Consider the following 21,077-nt stretch of genomic DNA (forward strand, 5'->3'; position numbering starts at 1 on the left):
TTGAGCAGCGAGCTTCTGGCACCTCTCGACCTGGCGTTCTGGCACCTCGAGTCCTCCGACCACCCCATGCACCTGGGCGCCCTCGCCCACTTCGGCCCGCTCCCCGCCGACGGCGACCCGTCCGCCGTCCTGGAACTCCTGGGCAGCCGCGCCGCCGCCGTTCCCCGGCTGCGGATGCGGGTCCGCGACGTCCTGCTGCCCGTCGGCGGCGCCGCCTGGAGCACCGACAAGCACTTCGACGTACGACGGCACGTGCGCGAGATCGCACTGCCCGGCGCCGACTTCGGCGCCGAGACCGCCCGGCTGGCCGGCGAACTCATGGAGCGGCCGGTCGAACGGGGGCTGCCGCCCTGGGAGATGTACCTGCTCACGGGCGCGCCCGACGGCTCGTTCGCCGTCCTCGTCAAGCTCCACCACGCCCTCGCCGACGGCATGCGGGCGGTCGCCATCGGCGCCGGGATCTTCGACGAGATCGCCGCCGTCACCCGCAGGGTCGGCAGCCGCTCGGCGGGCGCCCGCAGGCCCCGCTCCGTCACCCCGCGCTCCTGGCTCCCCGGTCCCGGCCGGATCATGGGCGCCGCCCGCGAGCGGCTCGGCGACCTCGGCCGGGCCGTCGAGGTCGGCGCCTCCGTGGTCGGCGCCTCCGTCGCCCGGGCCGGCCGGCTCGACGCGCCCGCCACGGCCGCCCTCGCCGCGGACTCCAGCGGCACCCGCCGGGTCGCCACGGCCGTGCTCGACCTGGACCGCGTCCACCGGGTCCGGCGCGGCGCGGGCGGCACCGCCAACGACGTGCTGCTCGCCGTCGTCGCCGGGGCCCTGCGCCGGTGGCTCGACGGGCGCGGCGCGGAGTTCCCCGGCGCCGACCCGCGCGCCCTCGTCCCCGTCTCCCGGCGCCGGCCCGGCGCCCCCGCGGGCACCGGCAACAGCCTCTCCGCCTACCTGCTCGCGCTCCCCGTCACCGAGCCCGACCCGGCCGCCCGGCTCGCCGCCGTGCGCCGGGACATGGACCGCAACAAGGCCGACGGGCCGCTGCGGGGCGCCGGAGCCGTCGCCGTCCTCGCCGACCAACTGCCCCCGCTCGCCCACCGCTTCGGCGCTCCGCTGGCCGGCGGCGCCGCCCGGCTCCTCTTCGACGTCCTCGTCACCAACGTGCCGCTGCCCCGCTCGGCCCTCTCCCTCGGCGGGGCCCCGCTGCGCACCCTCTTCCCGATGGCCCCGCTCGCCCGGGGCCAGTCGCTGGCCGTCGCCATGTCCCCGTACGGCGGCCGGGTCCACATCGGCCTGGTCGCCGACGGCAAGGCGGTCCCCGACCTCGACGCGCTGGCCGCCGCCCTCGTCGACGAACTCGACCTCCTCGACGGGGCGGCCGGCTGAGCGCGCGCCCGGACCACGGCTGAGGCAGGGTGGTGCCATGCCCGAACTGCCCGAGGTGGAAGCGCTCCGCGCCTTCCTCGACACCCACCTGGTGGGCAAGGAGATCGCCCGCGCGCTGCCCGTCGCGATCAGCGTGCTCAAGACGTACGACCCGCCGCTGAACGCCGTCGAGGGCGCCACCGTCACCGGTGTCGCCCGGCACGGCAAGTTCCTCGATCTGGTCACCGAAGGGCCGGCGGGCCGCCTCCACCTCCTGGTCCATCTGGCCCGCGCGGGCTGGCTCCAGTGGCGGGACCCGCTGCCCTCCGGGCCGCCCCGCCCCGGCAAGGGACCGCTGGCCCTGCGGACGGCGCTCACCGGAGGCGACGGCTTCGACCTCACCGAGGCCGGCACCACCAAACGCCTCGCCGTCCACCTGGTCCGCGACCCGCAGGAGGTGCCCGGCGTCGCCCGGCTCGGCCCCGACCCGCTCGCCGACGACTTCGACCTGGCCACCTTCACCGCCCTGCTCGCCGGGGAGCGGCGGCAGCTCAAGGGCGCCCTGCGCGACCAGAGCCTGATCGCCGGCATCGGCAACGCCTACAGCGACGAGATCCTCCACGTGGCGCGCATGTCCCCCTTCAAACCGACCCAGAACCTGACCGAGGACGAGACGGCGCTGCTGTACGAGGCGATGCGCACCACCCTGCGCGCGGCGGTCGAGCGCTCCCACGGGCTCGCGGCGGGCAGGCTCAAGGCCGAGAAGAAGAGCGGCCTGCGCGTCCACGGCCGGACCGGTGAACCCTGCCCGGTCTGCGGCGACACCATCAGGGAGGTGTCGTTCCACGACTCCTCGCTCCAGTACTGCCCCACGTGCCAGACGGGCGGCAAGCCGCTCGCCGACCGCCGCACGTCCAAGTTCCTGAAGTAGACGTCCAGGGGGTGTCTCGGAGCGCTCCTTTAGACTCCGCCGCATGCTGCGCGTACTGGCCGTCGACGACGAGGCCCCGGCCCTCGGGGAACTGCTCTACCTGCTGCGCGCCGATCCCCGGATCCGCGGCGCCGAGGGTGCCACCGACGCCACCGAGGCCCTGCGCAGGATCGGCCGCGCCCTGGAGGCCGGCCCCGACGGGGACGAGGCCATCGACGTCGTCTTCCTCGACATCCACATGGCCGGGCTCACCGGGCTCGACCTCGCCCGGCTGCTCGCGGGCTTCGCCCGGCCGCCGCTGATCGTCTTCGTCACGGCCCACGAGGGCTTCGCGGTGCACGCCTTCGACCTCAAGGCCGTGGACTACGTCCTGAAGCCGGTGCGCCGCGAACGCCTCGCCGAGGCCGTCCGCCGGGTCAGCGAACTGGTGCACGCCTCCGCCGGACCCGCCTCGCCCGCCACCCCCGAGCACATACCGGTCGAACTCGGCGGGATCACCCGCTTCGTGGCCGTCGACGACATCGTCTACGTCGAGGCCCAGGGCGACTACGCGCGCCTGCACACCGACGAGGGCAGCCACCTCGTCCGCATCCCGCTCTCCACCCTGGAGGAGCGCTGGGCGGCCCGCGGCTTCGTCCGCATCCACCGCAGCCACCTCGTGGCCCTCGCCCGCATCGACGAACTCCGGCTCGACGGCGGAGCCACCTCCGTGCGCCTCGGCACCACCGAACTGGCCGTCAGCCGCCGCCACGCCCGCCCGCTGCGCGACCTCCTGATGCGCCGCGCGGGCGGCTGACCAAGAGGTGGCCGGAGCCTCTACCGTGCGTGAACACCGCTGCGTAGACTCCGTTGCCTCCCCAGGTCGCGTCCTCGAGGTCCGGCCCGGCGGACTCTCCCCAGCCCCTGCGAGGTCGCCCGATGCCGGAGCGGACACCGACGTCCGATGACCCCACGCCGCGCCGGCCCCGGCGCGAGACCGTCACGCGCGCCTCGGCGCTCCGCGAGGGCGGCGGCCCGCCCGCGCGGCGGTTTCCCGGCCATCCGCCCGCCCGCTCCGAGATCAGCGAGCAGACCACCCTCGGCCACACCTACGTCCGCTCCCTGATGCGCAGCCAGTTGCGGGCCGCGCTCACCGCGCTCGGCGCGCTCGCCCTGTGCGTCGGCCCGCTGCCGCTGCTCCTCGCGCTGCCCGCCCCCGAGGCCGTCGTCTGGATCGCGCTCGGCGTCGGCGTGTACCCGGTCATCTGGGCCGTCGCCCACTGGTACGTCCGCCGCGCCGAACGCAACGAACGCGACTTCACCCGCCTCGTCGAGGGCCGCTGAGCGCGGGGGCCGGACGTGAACCACACCTACGCGGTGACCGCCGTCACCGCCGTCGTCGTCGCGACCGTGCTCATCGGCGCGCTCGGCCTGCGGATATCCCGGACGACCTCCGACTTCTACGTGGCCTCCCGCACCGTCCGGCCCGGGCTCAACGCCGCCGCGATCAGCGGCGAGTACCTCTCGGCCGCCTCCTTCCTCGGTATCGCGGGCCTCGTCCTCGTCCAGGGCCCCGACATGCTCTGGTACCCGGTCGGCTACACCGCCGGCTACCTCGTCCTGCTGGTCCTCGTCGCGGCCCCGCTGCGCCGCTCGGGGGCGTACACCCTCTCCGACTTCGCCGAGGCCCGGCTCGAATCCCCGCAGGTCCGCCGGCTCGCCAGCCTCTTCGTCGTCGGCATCGGCTGGCTCTACCTGCTCCCGCAACTCCAGGGCGCGGGGCTGACCCTGGAGATCCTCACCGGGGCGCCCGACTGGGTCGGCGGACTCCTCGTCGCCCTCGTCGTCACCGGGATCGTCGCGGCGGGCGGCATGCGCAGCATCACCTTCGTCCAGGCCTTCCAGTACTGGCTGAAGCTCACCGCCCTGCTCGTGCCCGCGCTCTTCCTGGCCGCCGCCTGGTTCGGCGACGACGCGCCGCGCGTCCGCTTCGACGCCCCCGCCGTCTTCCGCGAGCACACCGTCGTCAAGGTCGCCGACACCGTACGGATCGAACTCGACGCCCCGCTCACGCTCACCGTCACCGGCCGCGTCGACTCCCTGCCGTACGAGGGACGGACCGTGACCCTGGACGAGGGGCCGCACCGCGTCGAAGGCGGCACCGCGCTCGCCTTCCCCGAGGGCGCGCCCGTCCCCGCCCGGGTCTCCGACGGCGCCGACCCCCTCGGCTGGTCCCAGCCGCTGGCCGGCGGCCGCGACGGACACCAGCTCTACGCCACGTACGGGCTGATCCTCGCCACCTTCCTCGGCACGATGGGCCTGCCGCACGTGGCCGTCCGCTTCTACACCAGCCCGCACGGCCGGGCCGCGCGCCGCACGACGCTGGTGGTCCTCGGGCTCGTCGGCGCGTTCTACCTGCTGCCCCCGGTGTACGGAGCGCTCGGCCGGATCTACGCCCCGGAGCTCGCGCTCACCGGGGCGGCCGACGCCGCCGTGCTCGTGCTGCCCGAGCGGATGCTCGGCGGGGTGCTCGGCGACCTGCTGGGCGCGCTCCTGGCCGGCGGGGCCTTCGCGGCCTTCCTCTCCACCGCCTCCGGCCTGACGATGGCGGTCGCAGGCGTCCTCACCCAGGACGTGCTGCCCTCCCGTGGCGTACGGCACTTCCGGCTCGCGACCCTGCTGGCCACGGCCGTTCCGCTGACCGCCGGGGTCTTCGCCTCCAAGGTCCCGGTCGCCGACGCCGTCGGCCTGGCGTTCGCGGTCTCCGCCTCCTCCTTCTGCCCGCTGCTCGTCCTCGGCATCTGGTGGCGCCGGCTCACCCCGCCGGGGGCGACGGCCGGGCTGCTGCTCGGTGGCGGCTCCGCGCTGACCGCCGTGATGGCGACCCGCGCGGGACTGCCGGACGAGGGCTGGCCGCACACCTTGATGGCCTGGCCGGCGATCTGGTCGGTGCCGCTGGGCTTCCTCACCATGATCCTGGTGTCCCTCGCGACCCCCCGGCACATCCCGCCGGGCACCCCGGCGCTCCTGGCCCGCCTCCATCTCCCGGAGGAGTTCACCGGCCGTCCCGGACCGGTGCGGGCCGAGCCCGGACGGGTCGAGCCCGGACGGGTCGAGGCGCGCGGGGGTGGTGAGGGGGGATGACCGGGATCGAACTCGCCGCGACGGGCGCCGCCGCGGCGGTGCTTCTTCTGCTCGGCTTCGCCCTCGGGCGGCTCGCCACGCGGCGCGGCGACAAGGCGGCCGACCTCGACCTCGGCACGCCCGTCGAGCGCGCCACCTTCCACACCCTGCACACCGCCTCGCTGGCCGCCCCGCCGCTGCGCGCCGGACTCACCGAGGAGACGGCGCGCAAGGCGGTGCGCCGACTGCGCCCGCTCCTCGGCACGGAGGCGCTCTGCCTGACCGACCGGTCCGCCGTCCTCGCCTGGGACGGTCCGGGGGAGAGCCACCACCGGCAGCAGGTCATGGAGCGGGTCGGGCCGCTCCTCGACTCCGGTCGCAGCCTCTCCGCGCACACCGACTGCGCCGATGTCGCCTGCCCGTTGCGCTGGGTCGTGATCGCCCCGCTGACCGGTGAGGACGGGGTGCTCGGCGCACTGGTGGCCTACGGTTCGCGGGAGTCGGCCGTCCTCGTCCGGGCGGCGACCGAGGTCGCCCGCTGGGTCTCCGTCCAGCTCGAACTGGCCGAGCTGGACCGCTCGCGGACCCGGATCGTGGAGGCGGAGATCAGGGCTCTTCGCGCCCAGATCTCCCCGCACTTCGTCTTCAACTCCCTGGCCGCCATCGCCTCGTTCGTCCGCACCGACCCCGAGCGAGCCAGGGAGCTGCTCCTGGAGTTCGCCGACTTCACCCGCTACTCCTTCCGCCGGCACGGCGAGTTCGCCCAGCTCGCCGACGAACTGCGGGCCATCGAGCAGTACTTGGCGCTCGCCGGGGCCCGCTTCGGCGAACGCCTCAAGGTGACGCTGCAGATCGCGCCCGAGGTGCTGCCGGTGGCCCTGCCGTTCCTCTGCCTCCAGCCGCTGGTGGAGAACGCCGTCAAGCACGGCCTGGAGGACAGCGTGCACGACTGCCGGGTCACCATCGCAGCCCGCGACGCGGGCGCGGAGGCCGTCGTCGTGATCGAGGACGACGGGGTGGGCATGGACCCGGCCGTGCTGCGCGCGATCCTGCTCGGGGAGCGCCCCACCGGCTCCGGCATCGGCCTGTCCAACGTCGACGAACGGCTCCGCCAGGTGTACGGGGCGGAGCACGGTCTGGTCATCGAGACCGGGCTCGGCGCGGGCATGAAGGTGACGGTACGGATCCCCAAGTACCGCCCGGGGGTCCACCCGACGGTCGGCCGGTCCTCCGATCAGTAGAGGTGCAGGGCCAGATGCCCGAGAGGCAGTCCCAACTGCCAAGCGGGAACCCAGACTTGGTCGCACTCGTCGACCGGGAAACCGAAGCCGGCGGGTGGCAGGCCGCCGAGGTCGGCCGCCCGCACGCTGGTCGCCTCCAGGATCCGCCAGGTCTCCTTGGCCATGGCGAGGTCCGGTCCGTCCTCACCGGCGCGGGTCCGCCCGGCGAGCCGGGCCCGTACCCACTGCGGCCAGGGGTGGTCGTACGAGGTGCGGCAGAGCCACTCGTCGAGCCGGCCCGCGGTCCTGGCGCCGCCGTGGGCGTCCGCGCCCTCGCAGAGGTGGATGGTGAGCGCGAGCGTCTGCCGGCCGGCCCGGTACTCCAGGGTGCCGGGCTCCACCAGGCAGCCCGCACGCAGCAGATCGTCCGCTATGAACTCGGCACACAGCCAGGCCATCGGGACGGCGAGTCCGCCCCCGCTGGTGCCGTTCGTACTCTCGGGCAGCAACGCTCCCACCTTCTCCCGGACATGTCGGTCGGCGATCCCGACCACGAGCCTCCACCGAGGAAGACGCGCGCGGGTCGCTCTTTACTCAACTCGCCGGTGTGGTTTCGGATACGTTCCTCCGCCGGATCGGTGCGCGTGGGGTCGGCGCGGCCGGTGCGACGGGTGGGAGGTGTGCCCGGGGTGGCTCAGCCGAGGAGCGCGTAGACCGCCGTCGCGTGCGCGGCCGTCTCCTCCGTGCCATCGGCCGTCATCGTGATGTCGGCGAAGGCCATCCGCTTGCCCGCCTTCGTCAGCCGCGCCCGTACCAGGACGTCCGTACCGAGCACGGGCCGCTGGAAGCTGATGGACTGCTGCACCGTCGTCATCGGGACGAAGCCGCCGCGGGCGGCCGCGACGGCGATCACCGTCGCCGTGTCGGCGGCGGCCATCAGCGCCTGGCCGGAGAGCCCGCCGCCCTCGCGGGCCAGCCGGTCCGACCAGGGCAGGCGGAGCACCGCCTCGTGGCCGTCGACCGAGACCACCGAGAGGCCCAGATCGAGCACCCAGGGGGCGAAGTTGTCGGCGAGTACCTTGTCCGCGGCGGCGGGAGTCAGCGTCGTCACCCGCTCATTGTGCGGCCGCGGCGTGCGGGCGGGCAACGGCGCGGCGGTGCGGCCGGTAGCCGGGCAGCTGGTGCCCGAGCTGGCGGAGCGCGTAGTGCGAGCGGGACTTGACGGTCCCGGCGGGTATGCCGAGGTCGGCGGCGGCCTCGTTGACGGTCAGGCCGTGGAAGTAGAGCCGGACCAGGACCGCGCGGTGTTCCGGGCTCAGGCCGCGGACGGCGGCGCGGACATCGAGGGCGGCGACGGCCGACTCGGTGGCGTCGGCCGGGTCGGGGGTGCAGGCGAGCACCCCGTCGCCCGTCTCGGCCGGCCGGGCCAGCCGCGAGCGCCGGGCGTCGATGGCGAGGCGCCGGGCCACGGTGAAGAGCCAGGGGCGAATCGACGCGTACGACCCGTCGAAGGCCTCCGGGTGGAGCCAGGCCCGCACGAGCGTCTCCTGGGCCAGGTCCTCGGCGCGCTGCCGGTCGCCGTAGGTCAGACCGAGCAGGAAGCCGAGCAGCGCCGGGCCGTGGTCCCGCTGCAGCTCCGCGAGGGTCCGCTCGTCGGTGGTCGCCGTTCTGGTCGCGGTCGCCGTCGTCATGCTCCACACCTCTCCTGCCGGCTCGTCGTCCCGGTGCGTATCCGAACGCATACGGGCGACAGGGGACAGGGAGCGGGCGAGGGTGTGCGACGAGCGGTCGCACCGAGCGGCGAATGGTGCGATGAGCGGTCGGACGGACGCCCTTCATCCGTTTCGGCAGGGTTTGGCGGGTGACGCGGCTTTGCCTCTTGACTAGGGCATTCATCCCCTGTCAATTCATCAGGAAAGATGTTTGTCCTATGAATGAGGCGGAGTTCGTAGATGACCCAGCGAAGGAGACAGCGGGCGATGGCCGTCGCGGCCGTCCTGCTCACGGCGGCGACCGGGTGCGCGGGCGGCGCCGACGCCCCTGGCACCCCACCCGCGCGCGAGGACCCGGCTAGCCCGGCGCCGCCCTCGGCCGCCCCCGGGGGAGCCTCCGCGCGGACCGGATTCACGCTCGTCGCCACCGGTGACGTGCTGCCGCACGACTCGGTCATCCAGAAGGCCGCCGCCGACGCGAACGGCCAGGGCCACGACTTCGGCCCGATGCTGTCCGGGGTGAAGAGCGTGGTCTCCGGAGCCGATCTGGCGATCTGCCACATGGAGACCGTGTACGGCGCCGAGGGCGGGCCCTACACCGGCTACCCCGCCTTCAAGTCCCCGCCCGAGATCGCCCCCGCCCTCAAGGAGACCGGGTACGACTCCTGCTCCACCGCCTCCAACCACACCCTGGACGACGGCGCGGCCGGACTCGTCCGGACGCTCGACGCCCTCGACAAGGCGGGCGTCCGGCACGCCGGCTCGGCCCGTACGGCCGACGAGGCCGCCCGTCCGACCCTGCTCGAGGCGGGTGACGCGACCGTCGCCCAGCTCGCGTACACCTACGACACCAACGGCTACCCTCTGCCCGAAGGAAAGCCCTGGTCCGTCAACCTGATCGACGAGGGGAAGATCGTCGCCGACGCGCGGGCCGCCCGGCAGGCCGGCGCGGACGTCGTCGTGGTCAGCATCCACTGGGGTACGGAGTGGCAGACGGCCCCCGACGACCGCCAGCTCACCCTCGCCCGCTCCCTCACCGCCTCGCAGACCGACGGCAGGCCGGACATCGACCTGATCCTCGGCACCCACGCGCACGTCCCGCAGGCGTACGAGAAGGTCAACGGGACCTGGGTGATCTACGGCATGGGCGACCAGATCGCCGGCGACATGATCAACCACGCCGGCGCCCACGACCCCCGGGGCAACCAGTCCAGCCTGGGTCGCTTCACCTTCACCCCGCCCACGGCCCCCGGCGCGCGCTGGGAGGTGGCCAAGGCGGAGTTCCTGCCGCAGTGGTTCGACACCGGCCACGGCCGGGTCGTCGACCTCAACGCGGCCATCAGGAAGGGCGAACCCCTCACCGCCGTACGCGACACCATCCGCGACGTCGTCCTCGGCCGGGGCGCGGCGAAGGACGGCCTGGTGATGGGGGAGTAGCGGACCGGGCCCTTCGAGGCTATCGGCTCATCGGGTGCATTCGGGCGGGAGGCCGGTGTGGATGAGCGATGTGGGCCTTCGGCCATGCGAGCTATTAGTCATGAAGAAGGATCAGATGCCTATGGGGCGCCGGACGGTCCTGCGGATCGCCGCCGCCCTGGGGGCCACCGCCACGGTCGGCGCCCTGACCGCCGACCGCTTCGGCGCCCCGCCGGGCGCGTCGGCACCGGAGGCCGCGGGAGGTCCGGCTCCCGCCGCCCCGGGCGGCGGCGGACCCGCCCCGGGCGCCCCCGCGAGCACGCGCCTGAAGCCCTCCGCGTACCGGCTCCAGCCGATGACGGCGTACGCGCCCCCGGCCTTCCGCCGGGCGATCCCGCCCGTGCGGCAGCGGCCGTTCCTCCAGATGTCCGGGGTCGGCCGTTCGATGGTGCTGACCTTCGACGACGGACCCGACCCCCGCTACACCCCGGAGATCCTCGCCACCCTGCGGCGCTACGGCTGCCGGGCGATGTTCTTCGTCTGCGGGGAGATGGCGGAGGCCAACCAGGACCTGGTACGGGAGATGGCCGCGGACGGGCACGTGGTCGGCAACCACTCCTGGTCGCATCCGCTCATCCCCAAGCTGCGGCCCTCCCGCATCCGCGACGAACTGGGCTCCACCAGCGATCTCGTCGAGACGATCACCGGCTCCGCCCCGCTCTGGTACCGCGCCCCCTTCGGGGCCTGGAACCGGCACTCCTTCGAGATCGGCGCCGAACTGGGCATGGAGCCCCTCGCCTGGACCGTCGACACCCTCGACTGGCAGGAACCGGGCACAGGCAGCATCGTGCGCCGGGTCCTGGACGGGGCGGCACCGGGGGTGGTCGTGCTCTCCCACGACGCCGGCGGCAACCGCTCACAGAGCGTCGCGGCACTGAAGCGCTATCTCCCCGAACTCCTGGACTCCGACTACCACATCACCGTCCCCCCACGCTGAGCGAACCCCGCGCGAAGGGAGGCCCTCGACTCGTCCAGGGCCTTCTGCGCGCCGGGAAGCGCGGCCCGATCTCTCTTCGGTCGTGTCCACCTGGCCCCGACGGGGTGAGTGTCTCCGGGGTCCTGACCAGAGGCGGGAGTTCCTTGACCTGAAGCTTGGTTGAGCTTCTAGCGTGGGTCTCGTCGATCATCTGACAGGGGAGGAACCCTCATGATCCTCGTGACCGGAGCCACCGGGAACATAGGCCGCGCCCTCGTGAAGGAGCTGCACGCGCGCGGGGCCGGGCCGCTGAGGGGGCTGACGCGTGATGCCGCACGGGCCGCGTTCCCGGAAGGGATCGACGCCGTAGTGGGCGACCTCGCGCGGCCGAAGTCGTTGAAGCGCGCGCTGGACGGGGTGCGCTCGGTGTTTCTCGTGTCGCGTCCGGGCTCGGACGCCGACGTTCTCGAAGCCGCCCGGCAGGCGGGCGTGGAGCATGTGGTGCTCGTCTCGTCCATCACCGTCCAGACGCACCCGCACCTTGGACCCGCCGCCGAGAACCTGGCGGTGGAGGAGCTGCTCAAGGCGAGCGGGATGGCCTGGACGATCCTGCGGCCGACGCAGTTCGCGTCGAACAGCCTGATGTGGGCGGCTGTCATCCGTGACCACGAGACCGTCCACGCGCCCTTCGCGGAGACCGCACTGCCGACCATTCACCCCGCGGACATCGCGTCGGTGGCACGGGTGGCGCTGACCGAGCCCGGCCACCGGGGACGCACGTACGCCCTGACCGGTCCGCAGCCGGTGACCGCCCGTCAGCAGGTCGAGGCCATCGCTGCGGCACTGGGCCGGGAGGTGCCCTTCGCCGAGATCGGCCGTCGGCAGGCCCACGCGCAGATGGCCGCGGTCTTCGGGGCCGGGGCCGCGGACGCGGTGCTCGACGTCATGGGCGGCGATGTGAACGACGAACTGCTGGCGGTGCGCGACACGGTTTCACAGGTCACCGGAAGCCCGGCCCGGCCGTTCCGGCAGTGGGCCGCGGAGAACGTCGACGCCTTCCGGTGAATCGCCTGCCGGGGCGCCTGGGCGCCTGGAGCTGTGGATGCTGATGCCGGATGCTCGGAAGGCTGTGGGGGACGCACTGCCTTCCGAGCTGCCGCGGTTCGTGAGACGCCGTGAGAGAGGGTCAGCGGGAGCCGACCATCCGGGCGTAGACGACGACGTTGCCGTCGTAGCCGTGAGCGCGGGAGTAGCCGCCGCCGCAGGTGATGACGCGCAGTTCGGGCGTTCCGGTGTCCGAGTAGACCTGCACACCGGGGAAGTCGTTCTTCGAGTAGACCTCGACGCCGTAGATCTCGAAGACGGCCACCCGGCCGTCGTACCGCTCCACCTCGATGTGCTGGCCCTTCTCCAGCGAGCCGAGACCGTAGAAGACCGCGGGGCCCGCCGCGTTGTCGACGTGGCCGACCAGGACGGACGTGCCGCGCTGCCCGGGTGCGATGCCGTTCTGGTACCAGCCGGCCAGGTTGGGATCCTCCGGGGGCGGGGCCGAGATCCAGCCGTCCGGGTCGAGGCCCACGTCCATGATCGGGGCCGAGACCCGGATGGCCGGGATCTTCACCCGCGAGGCGGGGGCGTGCGGCAGGGTCTCCAGGCCGTCGGGCGCCGGCGGCGGCGTCCCGAGCGGGCGGGTGTCGGGTCGCGCGGCGGCGGCCGGCTGCGGCGGGCCGAGCTCCACGTCGACCCCGTTGCGCATCATCGCCAGGCCGGACAGCATGACGAGAGCGAGAACGCCCCACGGGGCGCGTCTCCTCGGCTCAAGGACGCTGAAGTCCTTGGGGCTCATGGTTCTCCCTTCGTGGCGTCGTCAGAACGGTAAGGGCGACCGGGCGAACCGGCGATCAGAGCGGGGCGAACGGGTGGCGCGGGGCTCCGCGGACGCGGACCGGGCGGGGCCCGGGCACGGGCCCGGACACGGACGAGGTGTCCGGGCTCTGTGGTACCCGAGGTGCGGGCGGGTGACGGGGACGATGACCCATCCGAGTAATCGTCAGATAAGCGGTCTGACGGTCGGTGACCTGCGACTCCGTCAGATTCGCGGGCTTTCGCCCGGCGTGTCGGCTCACCAGGGTGGACCAGTGCCGAAATGCGAGGGTCGCCGTGAGTTGTGAGGGTTCGTCATGGAAGGCGTACTCGTCGAACTTCCCGGAGCACCGCTTTGGGGCGTCTTCCACTGGAGGTTCAACCATGCGTGCTGCACGCACTCTGGCGGTGACCGCCACCGCACTCGCGGCGGTCGGGCTCGCGGCCCCCCTCGCCGTCGCCACCAACGGGCCCAGCGAAGTCACGATCAACCCCTCGGCCGTCCACCAGGGCTCGACCATCACCATCACCGTCAGGGGCTGCGGCCACGGCGGCAAGGTGACGTCCAACGCCTTCCCGACGACCAACCTCTCGGTGAACTCCAACGGGATCTCCAGCGCGATCGGCCGGGTCTACAACCACGCCACGCCGGGGACCTACAACCTCGCCGTCAAGTGCAGCGACAACTCGAACGTGGCCACCCGCCAGTTCACCGTCCTCGAGGCGAGGGGTGCCCAGGGCGGCATCGGCGGCTCGCTCGCTCCCAGTTCCACGGAGATGGCCGTCGGCGGTTCGCTCGTCGCCGCGGCCGCGCTCGGCGGGGGCCTCTTCATCGCCCGCCGCCGCCGTATGGCAGGCGCCAAGGTCTGACCGGCCGAACCTCCCGGTCGGCCGCAACGCCCGTCGCCCCCGAATCCTGGTTCAGGATTCGGGGGCGACGGGCGTCGGTCGGCCTTCCGCAGGCCTCGCAGGGGGCACGGTTCCCGCCGTCAGTGGCGACGGCCGCGGGCCGGCTGCGACCTGCGGCGCACGACGAGGACGGTGCCCACCGCCGCGGCGACGACCAGACCGGCGCCGGCCGCCAGCGTTCCCGTGCCGACCCCCTCGACGGAGCCGCCGAGGCCGCCCCGCACACCGCTCGGGGTGGGCAGGACGGTGGAGCGTGAGGTGGACGTCGGACTGGCCGTGGTGCCGCTGATGGTCAGGCCGACGGTGTCGGTGATGCCGCCGGTGCAGCGGAACGTGACCGTGTAGACGGCACCCCGCTTGGCGTCCAGGTCCACCAGCGCGGTGGCCGAGGAGCCGGGGGCGATCGTCACCGTGTCGAAGACGCCCGCCGAGGCCGTCGCCGTACTGGCGCAGCCCGGGGCGGTGAGCGTCACCCGTCCGCCCGGCGCCACCAGTGAGGGTGTAATGACGAAATCGCCCGGTGCCTTCGCCTGGGCCGCCTGGGGGTTCGGTGCGGGCGCACCGTCCGCCGCGTCGGCGACGGGGGCGGCCAGGGCGAGGGTGGCCGCCCCCAACAGGGCAGTGGACGCGGCACGTATCGCGCGCATGGAATCCTCCGGTCCCCGAGGAGCAGCAGCGGAAGCGGTTTCCGCACAAGGACAGGGCGTGCACCTCGATACCCGAAACGCTAGGAGCGCAGTACCACAGTCGCGATCCCAGACGGGCGAATGGGGCATCGATGTCCCCCGCACGGCCTACACGCGCGTCGCGCCGGGGCTACTGGGTCACATGCGGGAACAGGGCGGTGAAGGGGCCCGCCGTCGCCGAGATCCCGCGCCCGAACGGCGCGTCGAAGTCCCAGATCAGGAAGAGCAGGAACGCGATCAGCGCACTGAACAGACCCGCGAGCAGCAGCTCCCGGCCGGTGCGCCTGATCTGCAGGGTGAAGATCAGCCCGACCGTCACCAGGGCCCCGATGATCAGGCCGAACCACACCACCCCCGGCATCGTCGCCCCCGCCCCCTCGCCGCGGGCGCCCCGTGCGTCGTCCACCACGGCCACCTGGTCCACGAGCGGCTGGTACGCCTGGCCCTCGTGGTCGGTGGCCGGCTGGTAGTCCGTCACCGACCGGCGCACCTGCTCCAGGAGCCGGGTGCCCTCCTCGCTGAGCTCGCCGTGCTCGGACATGTACGGCCACTCCTCGTCGACCACGAACCCGACGTACGCGTCGACGTCCGCGCGGATCCGGGTCCGTACGTCCGTCGGGTACACCTCGACGCGGGCCGAGATCTCGTGCAGCGCCTGGGCCTCCTGGCGCACCGTCTCCTGGGCCGCGCCGCGCGCCTCCCAGACGCCGGCGATGGCGAGGCCGAGGACGATCGCGTAGATCACGCCGATCATCATCGTCATGTACTCCATGACGTCGGGCGTCTCGCTGGGGTCGTCGTCGTCCGGGACCCGGCGGTTGTTGATGACGACGATGGTGAGGACGACCGCGCAGGCGGCGGCCATCGCGATGGTCAGGACGAGCCATTCGGACATGGTGATTCCTTCGGCGGGGCTCAGCGGGAACGGGGACGCAGGATCGCGGTCGCGAGCACTGCCGGGGCGGTGACCAGCAGCATCATGGTCACGGGCGAGGTGCCGCTCTCGGGCTGCGGCCGCGCGGTACGGCGGTACGCGGGCAGGGCGACGGGGGTGGCGGCCGGCGCGCGGGGCCGCAGGGACGGCGCCGGGGCCGGGGCCGGTAGCGGGGGAGCGGGCGCCTCGGGCGGTGGCGCGGGCCTCGGCGGGGGAGTCCGCGCCGGTTCGGGGCCCGGCGGGGCGGGCCGGGGCGGGGGCGGCGGGTCCGCCCGTACGGGAGGTGGCGGCGGGGCGGGCTTCGGCGGCGCGGGGTCCGGCGTGGGCGCCGGGCGCGGCGGCCGGGGAGGGGTCGGTGTGGGCGAGCACGCGCCAGGTCCGATGACCGCGACCGAGGTGTTCGAGCCACCGGGCCCGGTCGTGGCGTAGGCGCAGGCGTCGGCGGCCGCGGGCGCCGGGACGGCGAGCAGCCACAGCAGCACGCCGGCCGTCAGGGCCCGCCGTAAAGGAGATCCGTACAGAGACACGCGGACGAGCATGATCACAGTCCCGGCCCAGCGCGCCGTGAATCGGCCCGGATTCCCCGGATGGTGGGGATCTGCGCGCGCACCGGTTTGACGATCTCCGGAACTTTCTTCGGCTCCTGTTGAGTGCGACGCCCGCGCGGTCCGTACTCCATGCCGGGAAGCGGCCGAACGGGTCGCCTCAACAGGTAAGTAAACAACGGGAGTTGAGATGAAGACCTGGCGGAACGCGGCGCTCGCACTCACGGCGGCGGCCGTACTCGCGCTGACGACGGCGTGCGGTCAGGAGAAGGGCGACCAGACACTGGGCGGTCAGCCGGCGGGAGCCGCGAACCCGGCGGGCGCGCCCGCCGACAGCGGCTACGCCTCCGGGGGCTACGGCTCCGGTTCCGGTGCCGCCGACGGGAGCGGGGCCGAACCCGCCGGGCAGCTCGCGGTGTCGACCACCAAGCAGCTGGGCAAGGTGGTCACCGACAGCGAGGGCTTCACCCTGTACCGCTTCGACAAGGACTCCTCCTCCCCGCCGAAGGCGACCTGCGAGGGCGACTGCGCCGCGGTGTGGCCCGTGGTCGGCGCCGAGGGCGCCGAGCCCCCGGCCGGCGTGGACGCCTCGCTGCTCGGTGAGGTCACCCGCGCCGACGGTTCCACACAACTGACCATCGGCGGCTGGCCGATGTACCGCTACGCCAAGGACACCAAGCCGGGCGACCTCAACGGGCAGGGCGTCGGCGGCACCTGGTTCGCCGCGGCACCGGACGGAAAGAAGGCCGCGCCGGCCTCCGACGAGGGCGCGGAGGAAGGCGCGGAGGACGGTGCGGAGGAGGCGCCGGAAACCGCCGGGGCGGGCCTCTCGGTGCGCAAGGACCCCAAGCTCGGTGACATCGTGGTCGATTCGCGAGGAATGACGGTCTACCGCTTCAAGAAGGATTCCGCCTGGCCCATGAAGACGGCCTGCACCGGCGCTTGCCTGGAGAAGTGGCCGGTTGTCGCCCCTGTCGACAAGAACGACACCGAGGGGATCACCAAGAAGGGCTTCGTCACCTTCGCCCGTCCCGACGGCATCAAGCAGCAGACGATCGACTGCTGGCCCCTCTACACCTTCGCCGGCGACAACGCGCCCGGAGAGACCAACGGCCAAGGTGTGGGCGGTACCTGGTACGCCGTCTCCCCCGAGGGAAAGCTGGTCGGAGCGCCCAAGTAACTCCCCCGCGCAGCGCTTCCGGCCGGCCGGTCCGCCGTCACCCCGCAGGTGACGGCGGACCGGCGCACGTCCACATGCACGTGAAAGTGCACGCGCTGAAGGCGTGAACTCTGCGTTCCCCGCGCAGTTCCACACGCACGTGCCAATGGCGTGTGACCAAGAACGGACCGCGAATTTCCGTTTCTACTCGCTCTCTCGGCGGGCGATCAGTAGCCTCGGCTCGAACACCGGCCGCGAACACATGGCCGTATCCCCCGTGGCGACTTGTTGGAGACATTGATGGAGCGTCCCGCCTGGGCCCCGCCGGGTATCGATATTTCGGTACCGAGCGTGTCCCGTATGTACGACTTCTATCTGGGCGGCTCGCACAATTTCGAGGTGGACCGGGAAGCGGCCCGCAAGGCCATGGAGTTCATGCCGGGTCTCCCCAAGATCATGCAGGCGAATCGGGCCTTCATGCGTCGCGCCGTGCGTTTCGCCGTCGACAACGGCGTCACCCAGTTCCTCGACATCGGCTCCGGCATACCGACGTTCGGCAACGTCCACGAGGTCGCCCAGACGGCGTCCCCCGAGGCACGCGTGGTGTACGTCGACCACGACCCGGTCGCCGTCGCGCACAGCCGCGCGGTCCTGGAGGGCAACGACCGCGCCGCCGTCGTCGCCGCCGACCTGCGCAAGCCGCGGGAGATCCTGAACAGCCCCGAGGTCCGCGAACTCCTCGACCTGGAACGGCCGGTGGCACTGCTGCTCGTGGCCGTGCTGCACTTCCTCGAGGACGAGGACGAACCGGGCGCGGCCGTCGCCGAACTCCTCGCAGCCCTCGCGCCCGGCAGTCTGCTGGTGCTGACCCACGCCTCGTACGAGGGCATTCCGCTCTCGCAGGACGAGGCCGCCGGCACCGTCGGGGTCTACAAGAGCATCCGCAATCCGCTCGTGATGCGCTCGCACAGCGAGATCAGCCGCTTCTTCGAGGGCTGCGAACTGATCGAGCCGGGCCTGGTGTCCATGCCCGAATGGCGACCCGACAGCCCGGTCGAGGACGAGGATCCCTTCGCCTTCTCGGGCTTCGCAGGGGTGGGGCGCACAGCGTGAAGGTGCCGTCGCAGCCGTCCGGTTCCGGCGCGGAGCCGGACGGCCTCGAGGACAGACTCAGGCGGTTCGTGACGATCTGGAGCCGGGCCATCTTCCCGGTCACGGCCACCTCGATGACCCGCGCCGAGTTCGAGGGGCATCTGCTGCCGCTCGCCCGTGAACTGCGCGCCGCGCTGCACGACAGGTCCTTCGACACCGCTCCCGCGCACCGCGCGGGAGCCGCGCTCGTCGGTGTGCACTGCACCGAGCCCGACGCGCTCAGCCGCACCCTCGGGGTCATCGACTCCTACCTGGTGCTGTACTGCGGCGAGGAGGAGGCCGCCGCCACGAGGACGGCCACCCCGACCGCCCCGACCGGCGCGGCGGCCACGGCCACGGGCGCCACCGCGGAGGAGCTGCGGGCCCGCTGCGCGCGGCTCCAGCACGCGATGGCCGCCGGTTTCGCCCAGGCGCTGCGCGAGCGGACGCGGCTGGAGCAGGAAGCCATCGCGCGGTCCGCGCTCAGCGCCCGCAGCGCCGCCGAGGTCGCCCTGCACATCACGGAGAGCCGGTTCCGCGCGGTCTTCGACGGCGCCGCCGTCGGGATCGGGATCGCCGACCTCGACGGCAACGTCCTGGAGGTCAACGAGACCCTCACCCGGATGTTCGGCGGTCTCGAACAGCACGTCCGCAGCCGCAACGTGAGCGAGTGGGCGCACCCCGAGGACGGCCCGCACGTCTGGAAGCTCTACGGCGAGCTGGTGCGCGGTGAGCGCGAGCACTACCGGGTGGAGAAGCCGTACTACCGGGGTGACGGAACGGTCCTGTGGACCAACCTCACCGTCTCGCTGCTGCGCGACGCCCAGGGCGTCCCGCAGTACCAGCTGGCGCTCCTGGAGGACACCACCGAACGACGGCTGCTCAACCTGCGGCTGCGGTACGAGGCGACCCACGACGCGCTCACGGGGCTGCCCAACCGGACGCTGTTCTTCGAGCGTCTGGAGAAGGCGCTCACCTCGGCCGACGGCGGGCGCTTCGGCCTGTGCTACCTCGACCTCGACGGCTTCAAGGCCATCAACGACAGCCTCGGCCACTCGACCGGCGACCGGCTGCTCGTCGAGGTCGCCGACCGGCTGCAGAGCTGTGCCACGGCGCCCGGCGAGATGGTCGCCCGGCTCGGCGGCGACGAGTTCGTCGCCCTGACGACCGGCCCGCACACCGAGCGGGAGGTCGTCGAGCTGGCGAACCGTATCCTCGCCTCGCTCGCCGCCCCCGTCCGGATCGACGGACGCGAGCTGAGCGTCCGCGGCAGCGTCGGGATCGTCGAGGGACCGGCGGGCGAGCGGACCCCGGCGGAGGTGCTGCGCAGCGCGGACATCACCATGTACCGGGCCAAGTCGGCCGGCGGCAACCGCTTCGAGTTCGCCGACGCCGACGCGGACGCCCGCGCGATCACCCGGCACGGGCTCACCACCGCGCTGCCGGCGGCCCTGGAGCGCGGCGAGTTCTTCATCGAGTACCAGCCGCTGGTGCACCTCGGCGACGGCAGCGTGCACGGCGCCGAGGCGCTCGTACGCTGGTGCCATCCGCAGCACGGGGTGCTCGGGCCCGACCGGTTCATCCCGCTCGCAGAGAACACCGGGCTGATCGTGCCGCTCGGCCGCTGGGTCCTCCAGGAGGCCGTCCGCCAGGCCCGGTTCTGGCAGGCCCGGCACTCCGACGGCGGCCCGCTGCGGATCAACGTCAACCTCTCGCCGACGCAGCTGCACCATCCGCGGCTGGTCGCCGACACGGTCGACGTCCTGGAGCGGTCGGGGCTCGAACCCGGCGCGCTCTGCCTGGAGGTCACCGAGTCGGCGCTCATCGGCGCGGACGACGACCTCCTGAAGCCGCTGCGGCAGCTCGCCGAGATGGGCGTGGACATCGCCCTGGACGACTTCGGCACCGGCTACTCGAACCTGGCCAATCTGCGACGGCTGCCGGTGAGCGTCCTCAAGCTGGACCGTTCCTTCACCCAGGGCATGCAGCAGCACCCGGCGGACCCGGTCGACCTGAAGATCGTCGAGGGCATCGTCTCGCTGGCGCACAGCCTGGAGCTGGCGGTGACGGTCGAGGGTGTGGAGACCGGCGCGCAGGCGCAGCAGCTCCGCGACCTCGGCTGCGACACCGCCCAGGGCTGGTACTACGCCCGCCCGGGCGCCCCCGACCGGATCCACTCGCTGGTCCTGGCGGACGCGGTGTAGCCGGGACCGGGCTTCACAGCGGAGGGGATCAGCGGGCAGGGCGGTCGCCCGTCGAGTGCAGGAGCAGACGCTGCAGCTCCCGGGCCGCTCGCGGCGGGGCCACGTCGCTGCGGTGGGCAAGGGCGATCGTGCGGCGCAGGCCCGGCCGCGCCAGGGCCGTGACCCGCAGGTCGCGGCCCGCCCGGGCGGCCACCATCGCGGGCACCACCGCGACACCCAGGCCCGCCCGTACGAAACCGAGCACGGCGTCCATCTCGCCGCCCTCCACGGTGAACGAGGGTTCGAAGCCCTCCGCCCGGCAGGCGGCCACCGTCAGCTCCCGCAGGTCGTAGCCGTGCCGGAACATCACCAGGGGCTGGTCGCGCAGGTCCGCGATCCGCACCGGCCGCGCGGGCGCGGGCGCCGCCGCGCTCGACACCACCACCAGGTCCTCGCGCAGCAGCTCCACCGTCGTCAGCGCCGGTGACGGCGTCGGGAGCGGCAGCACCACGAGCGCCAGATCGAGCGCCCCGCGCGCCAGCTCCCGTACGAGATCGTGCGAGCCGCCCTCCTCGATGAGCAGCCGGATCCCCGGGTGCAGGTCGTGGAAGGCGCGGAGCACGTCCGGCAACAGCCCCGTGCACAGGCTCGGCGTGGCGCCGAGCCGCACCCGGCCCCGCTTCAGCTGCACCAGCTCCTGCACCTCGTGCCGGGCCGTGTCGGTGTCCGCGAGGATCCGCCGCGCCAGCGGCAGCAGCGCCTCGCCCGCCTCGGTCAGCGCGATGTTCCCCCGTGCCCGGCTGAACAGCTCCGCCCCCAGCTCCTGCTCCAGGGCCCGGATCTGCTGCGACAGCGAGGGCTGGGAGACATGCACCCGCTCCGCGGCGCGCGTGAAGTGCCGGGTCTCCGCCACGGCCACGAAGTACAGAAGCTGCTGGAACTGCATAGGCTCAGCCT

Annotated in this window: 21 protein-coding genes; 13 read left to right on the top strand and 8 right to left on the bottom strand. The window is 73.2% G+C overall.

Features of this window, described 5'->3' with window-relative positions; genetic code table 11:
• The 6 genes from ACF09C_RS07975 (at nucleotide 1) to ACF09C_RS08000 (ending at nucleotide 6,627) form a co-directional block, all read left to right on the top strand.
• Complete coding sequence (locus ACF09C_RS07975) at nucleotides 1–1,374, top strand: wax ester/triacylglycerol synthase family O-acyltransferase (protein ID WP_392089955.1); 1,374 nt, start codon at nucleotides 1–3, stop codon at nucleotides 1,372–1,374.
• A 37-nt stretch (nucleotides 1,375–1,411) separates the two neighbouring features.
• Nucleotides 1,412–2,284, top strand: a complete 873-nt coding sequence (locus ACF09C_RS07980) for an Fpg/Nei family DNA glycosylase (protein ID WP_392089957.1) — start codon at nucleotides 1,412–1,414, stop codon at nucleotides 2,282–2,284.
• A 43-nt stretch (nucleotides 2,285–2,327) separates the two neighbouring features.
• The gene (locus ACF09C_RS07985) at nucleotides 2,328–3,080 is read left to right on the top strand and encodes a LytR/AlgR family response regulator transcription factor (protein WP_392089959.1); all 753 of its coding nucleotides are present in this window, start codon (nucleotides 2,328–2,330) and stop codon (nucleotides 3,078–3,080) included.
• Nucleotides 3,081–3,202: 122 nt separating this feature from the next.
• Entirely contained in the window at nucleotides 3,203–3,607 is a 405-nt protein-coding gene (locus tag ACF09C_RS07990; protein WP_392089961.1) for a hypothetical protein, read from the top strand.
• Between the two features lie 15 nt (nucleotides 3,608–3,622).
• Nucleotides 3,623–5,407 carry a cation acetate symporter gene (locus ACF09C_RS07995; RefSeq protein ID WP_392089964.1) on the top strand — a complete coding sequence of 595 codons (1,785 nt, stop codon included), beginning with the start codon at nucleotides 3,623–3,625 and terminating at the stop codon, nucleotides 5,405–5,407.
• Nucleotides 5,404–6,627, top strand: a complete 1,224-nt coding sequence (locus ACF09C_RS08000; protein ID WP_392089966.1) for a sensor histidine kinase — start codon at nucleotides 5,404–5,406, stop codon at nucleotides 6,625–6,627. The genes ACF09C_RS07995 and ACF09C_RS08000 overlap by 4 nt, the downstream gene beginning before the upstream one ends.
• Here the strand turns inward: ACF09C_RS08000 and ACF09C_RS08005 are convergent.
• The 3 genes from ACF09C_RS08005 to ACF09C_RS08015 all read right to left on the bottom strand — a co-directional run bounded on the left by ACF09C_RS08005 (nucleotide 6,621) and on the right by ACF09C_RS08015 (nucleotide 8,297).
• Nucleotides 6,621–7,115, bottom strand: a complete 495-nt coding sequence (locus ACF09C_RS08005) for a hypothetical protein (RefSeq protein WP_392089968.1) — start codon at nucleotides 7,113–7,115, stop codon at nucleotides 6,621–6,623. The two genes, ACF09C_RS08000 and ACF09C_RS08005, sit on opposite strands and share 7 nt — an antisense overlap.
• 185 nt (nucleotides 7,116–7,300) lie before the next feature.
• The gene (locus ACF09C_RS08010) at nucleotides 7,301–7,717 is read right to left on the bottom strand and encodes a PaaI family thioesterase (protein ID WP_392089971.1); all 417 of its coding nucleotides are present in this window, start codon (nucleotides 7,715–7,717) and stop codon (nucleotides 7,301–7,303) included.
• 4 nt (nucleotides 7,718–7,721) lie between these two features.
• Nucleotides 7,722–8,297 carry a sigma-70 family RNA polymerase sigma factor gene (locus ACF09C_RS08015; protein WP_392089973.1) on the bottom strand — a complete coding sequence of 192 codons (576 nt, stop codon included), beginning with the start codon at nucleotides 8,295–8,297 and terminating at the stop codon, nucleotides 7,722–7,724.
• A 261-nt stretch (nucleotides 8,298–8,558) separates the two neighbouring features.
• Here ACF09C_RS08015 and ACF09C_RS08020 point away from each other — a divergent pair, with 261 nt between their 5' ends.
• The 3 genes from ACF09C_RS08020 to ACF09C_RS08030 all read left to right on the top strand — a co-directional run bounded on the left by ACF09C_RS08020 (nucleotide 8,559) and on the right by ACF09C_RS08030 (nucleotide 11,775).
• Nucleotides 8,559–9,755 carry a CapA family protein gene (locus ACF09C_RS08020; protein ID WP_392089976.1) on the top strand — a complete coding sequence of 399 codons (1,197 nt, stop codon included), beginning with the start codon at nucleotides 8,559–8,561 and terminating at the stop codon, nucleotides 9,753–9,755.
• A gap of 100 nt (nucleotides 9,756–9,855) precedes the next feature.
• A complete protein-coding gene (locus ACF09C_RS08025) occupies nucleotides 9,856–10,731 on the top strand; it encodes a polysaccharide deacetylase family protein (protein ID WP_392089979.1) in 876 nt (291 codons plus the stop codon).
• 210 nt (nucleotides 10,732–10,941) lie between these two features.
• Entirely contained in the window at nucleotides 10,942–11,775 is an 834-nt protein-coding gene (locus ACF09C_RS08030; RefSeq protein ID WP_392089981.1) for an NAD(P)H-binding protein, read from the top strand.
• 121 nt (nucleotides 11,776–11,896) lie between these two features.
• Here the strand turns inward: ACF09C_RS08030 and ACF09C_RS08035 are convergent, their stop codons facing one another.
• Nucleotides 11,897–12,556, bottom strand: a complete 660-nt coding sequence (locus ACF09C_RS08035; RefSeq protein ID WP_392089983.1) for a class F sortase — start codon at nucleotides 12,554–12,556, stop codon at nucleotides 11,897–11,899.
• Between the two features lie 401 nt (nucleotides 12,557–12,957).
• On the opposite strand from ACF09C_RS08035, the gene ACF09C_RS08040 reads away from it, so the two are divergent.
• Complete coding sequence (locus ACF09C_RS08040) at nucleotides 12,958–13,443, top strand: hypothetical protein (protein WP_392089986.1); 486 nt, start codon at nucleotides 12,958–12,960, stop codon at nucleotides 13,441–13,443.
• 119 nt (nucleotides 13,444–13,562) lie between these two features.
• Here ACF09C_RS08040 and ACF09C_RS08045 read toward each other — a convergent pair whose 3' ends face one another.
• The 3 genes from ACF09C_RS08045 to ACF09C_RS08055 all read right to left on the bottom strand — a co-directional run bounded on the left by ACF09C_RS08045 (nucleotide 13,563) and on the right by ACF09C_RS08055 (nucleotide 15,629).
• Nucleotides 13,563–14,129, bottom strand: coding sequence for a hypothetical protein (locus ACF09C_RS08045; RefSeq protein WP_392089989.1), 567 nt, complete (start codon nucleotides 14,127–14,129; stop codon nucleotides 13,563–13,565).
• A gap of 169 nt (nucleotides 14,130–14,298) precedes the next feature.
• Complete coding sequence (locus ACF09C_RS08050; protein ID WP_392089991.1) at nucleotides 14,299–15,063, bottom strand: hypothetical protein; 765 nt, start codon at nucleotides 15,061–15,063, stop codon at nucleotides 14,299–14,301.
• 20 nt (nucleotides 15,064–15,083) lie between these two features.
• Nucleotides 15,084–15,629, bottom strand: a complete 546-nt coding sequence (locus tag ACF09C_RS08055; protein ID WP_392089994.1) for a hypothetical protein — start codon at nucleotides 15,627–15,629, stop codon at nucleotides 15,084–15,086.
• A gap of 208 nt (nucleotides 15,630–15,837) precedes the next feature.
• Here ACF09C_RS08055 and ACF09C_RS08060 point away from each other — a divergent pair, with 208 nt between their 5' ends.
• The 3 genes from ACF09C_RS08060 to ACF09C_RS08070 all read left to right on the top strand — a co-directional run bounded on the left by ACF09C_RS08060 (nucleotide 15,838) and on the right by ACF09C_RS08070 (nucleotide 20,141).
• Entirely contained in the window at nucleotides 15,838–16,827 is a 990-nt protein-coding gene (locus ACF09C_RS08060; protein ID WP_392089996.1) for an SCO0930 family lipoprotein, read from the top strand.
• A 279-nt stretch (nucleotides 16,828–17,106) separates the two neighbouring features.
• Nucleotides 17,107–17,919, top strand: a complete 813-nt coding sequence (locus ACF09C_RS08065) for an SAM-dependent methyltransferase (RefSeq protein WP_392089998.1) — start codon at nucleotides 17,107–17,109, stop codon at nucleotides 17,917–17,919.
• Complete coding sequence (locus ACF09C_RS08070) at nucleotides 17,916–20,141, top strand: putative bifunctional diguanylate cyclase/phosphodiesterase (protein WP_392090000.1); 2,226 nt, start codon at nucleotides 17,916–17,918, stop codon at nucleotides 20,139–20,141. The genes ACF09C_RS08065 and ACF09C_RS08070 overlap by 4 nt, the downstream gene beginning before the upstream one ends.
• A gap of 28 nt (nucleotides 20,142–20,169) precedes the next feature.
• On the opposite strand, the gene ACF09C_RS08075 is transcribed toward ACF09C_RS08070, so the two are convergent.
• Nucleotides 20,170–21,066 (bottom strand): LysR family transcriptional regulator, encoded by an 897-nt coding sequence (locus tag ACF09C_RS08075; RefSeq protein ID WP_392090002.1) that lies wholly within the window; start codon nucleotides 21,064–21,066, stop codon nucleotides 20,170–20,172.
• Nucleotides 21,067–21,077 lie beyond the last annotated feature (11 nt).

Origin of the sequence: Streptomyces sp. NPDC014870 (genome assembly GCF_043081505.1) — a bacterium.
GTDB lineage: Bacteria > Actinomycetota > Actinomycetes > Streptomycetales > Streptomycetaceae > Streptomyces.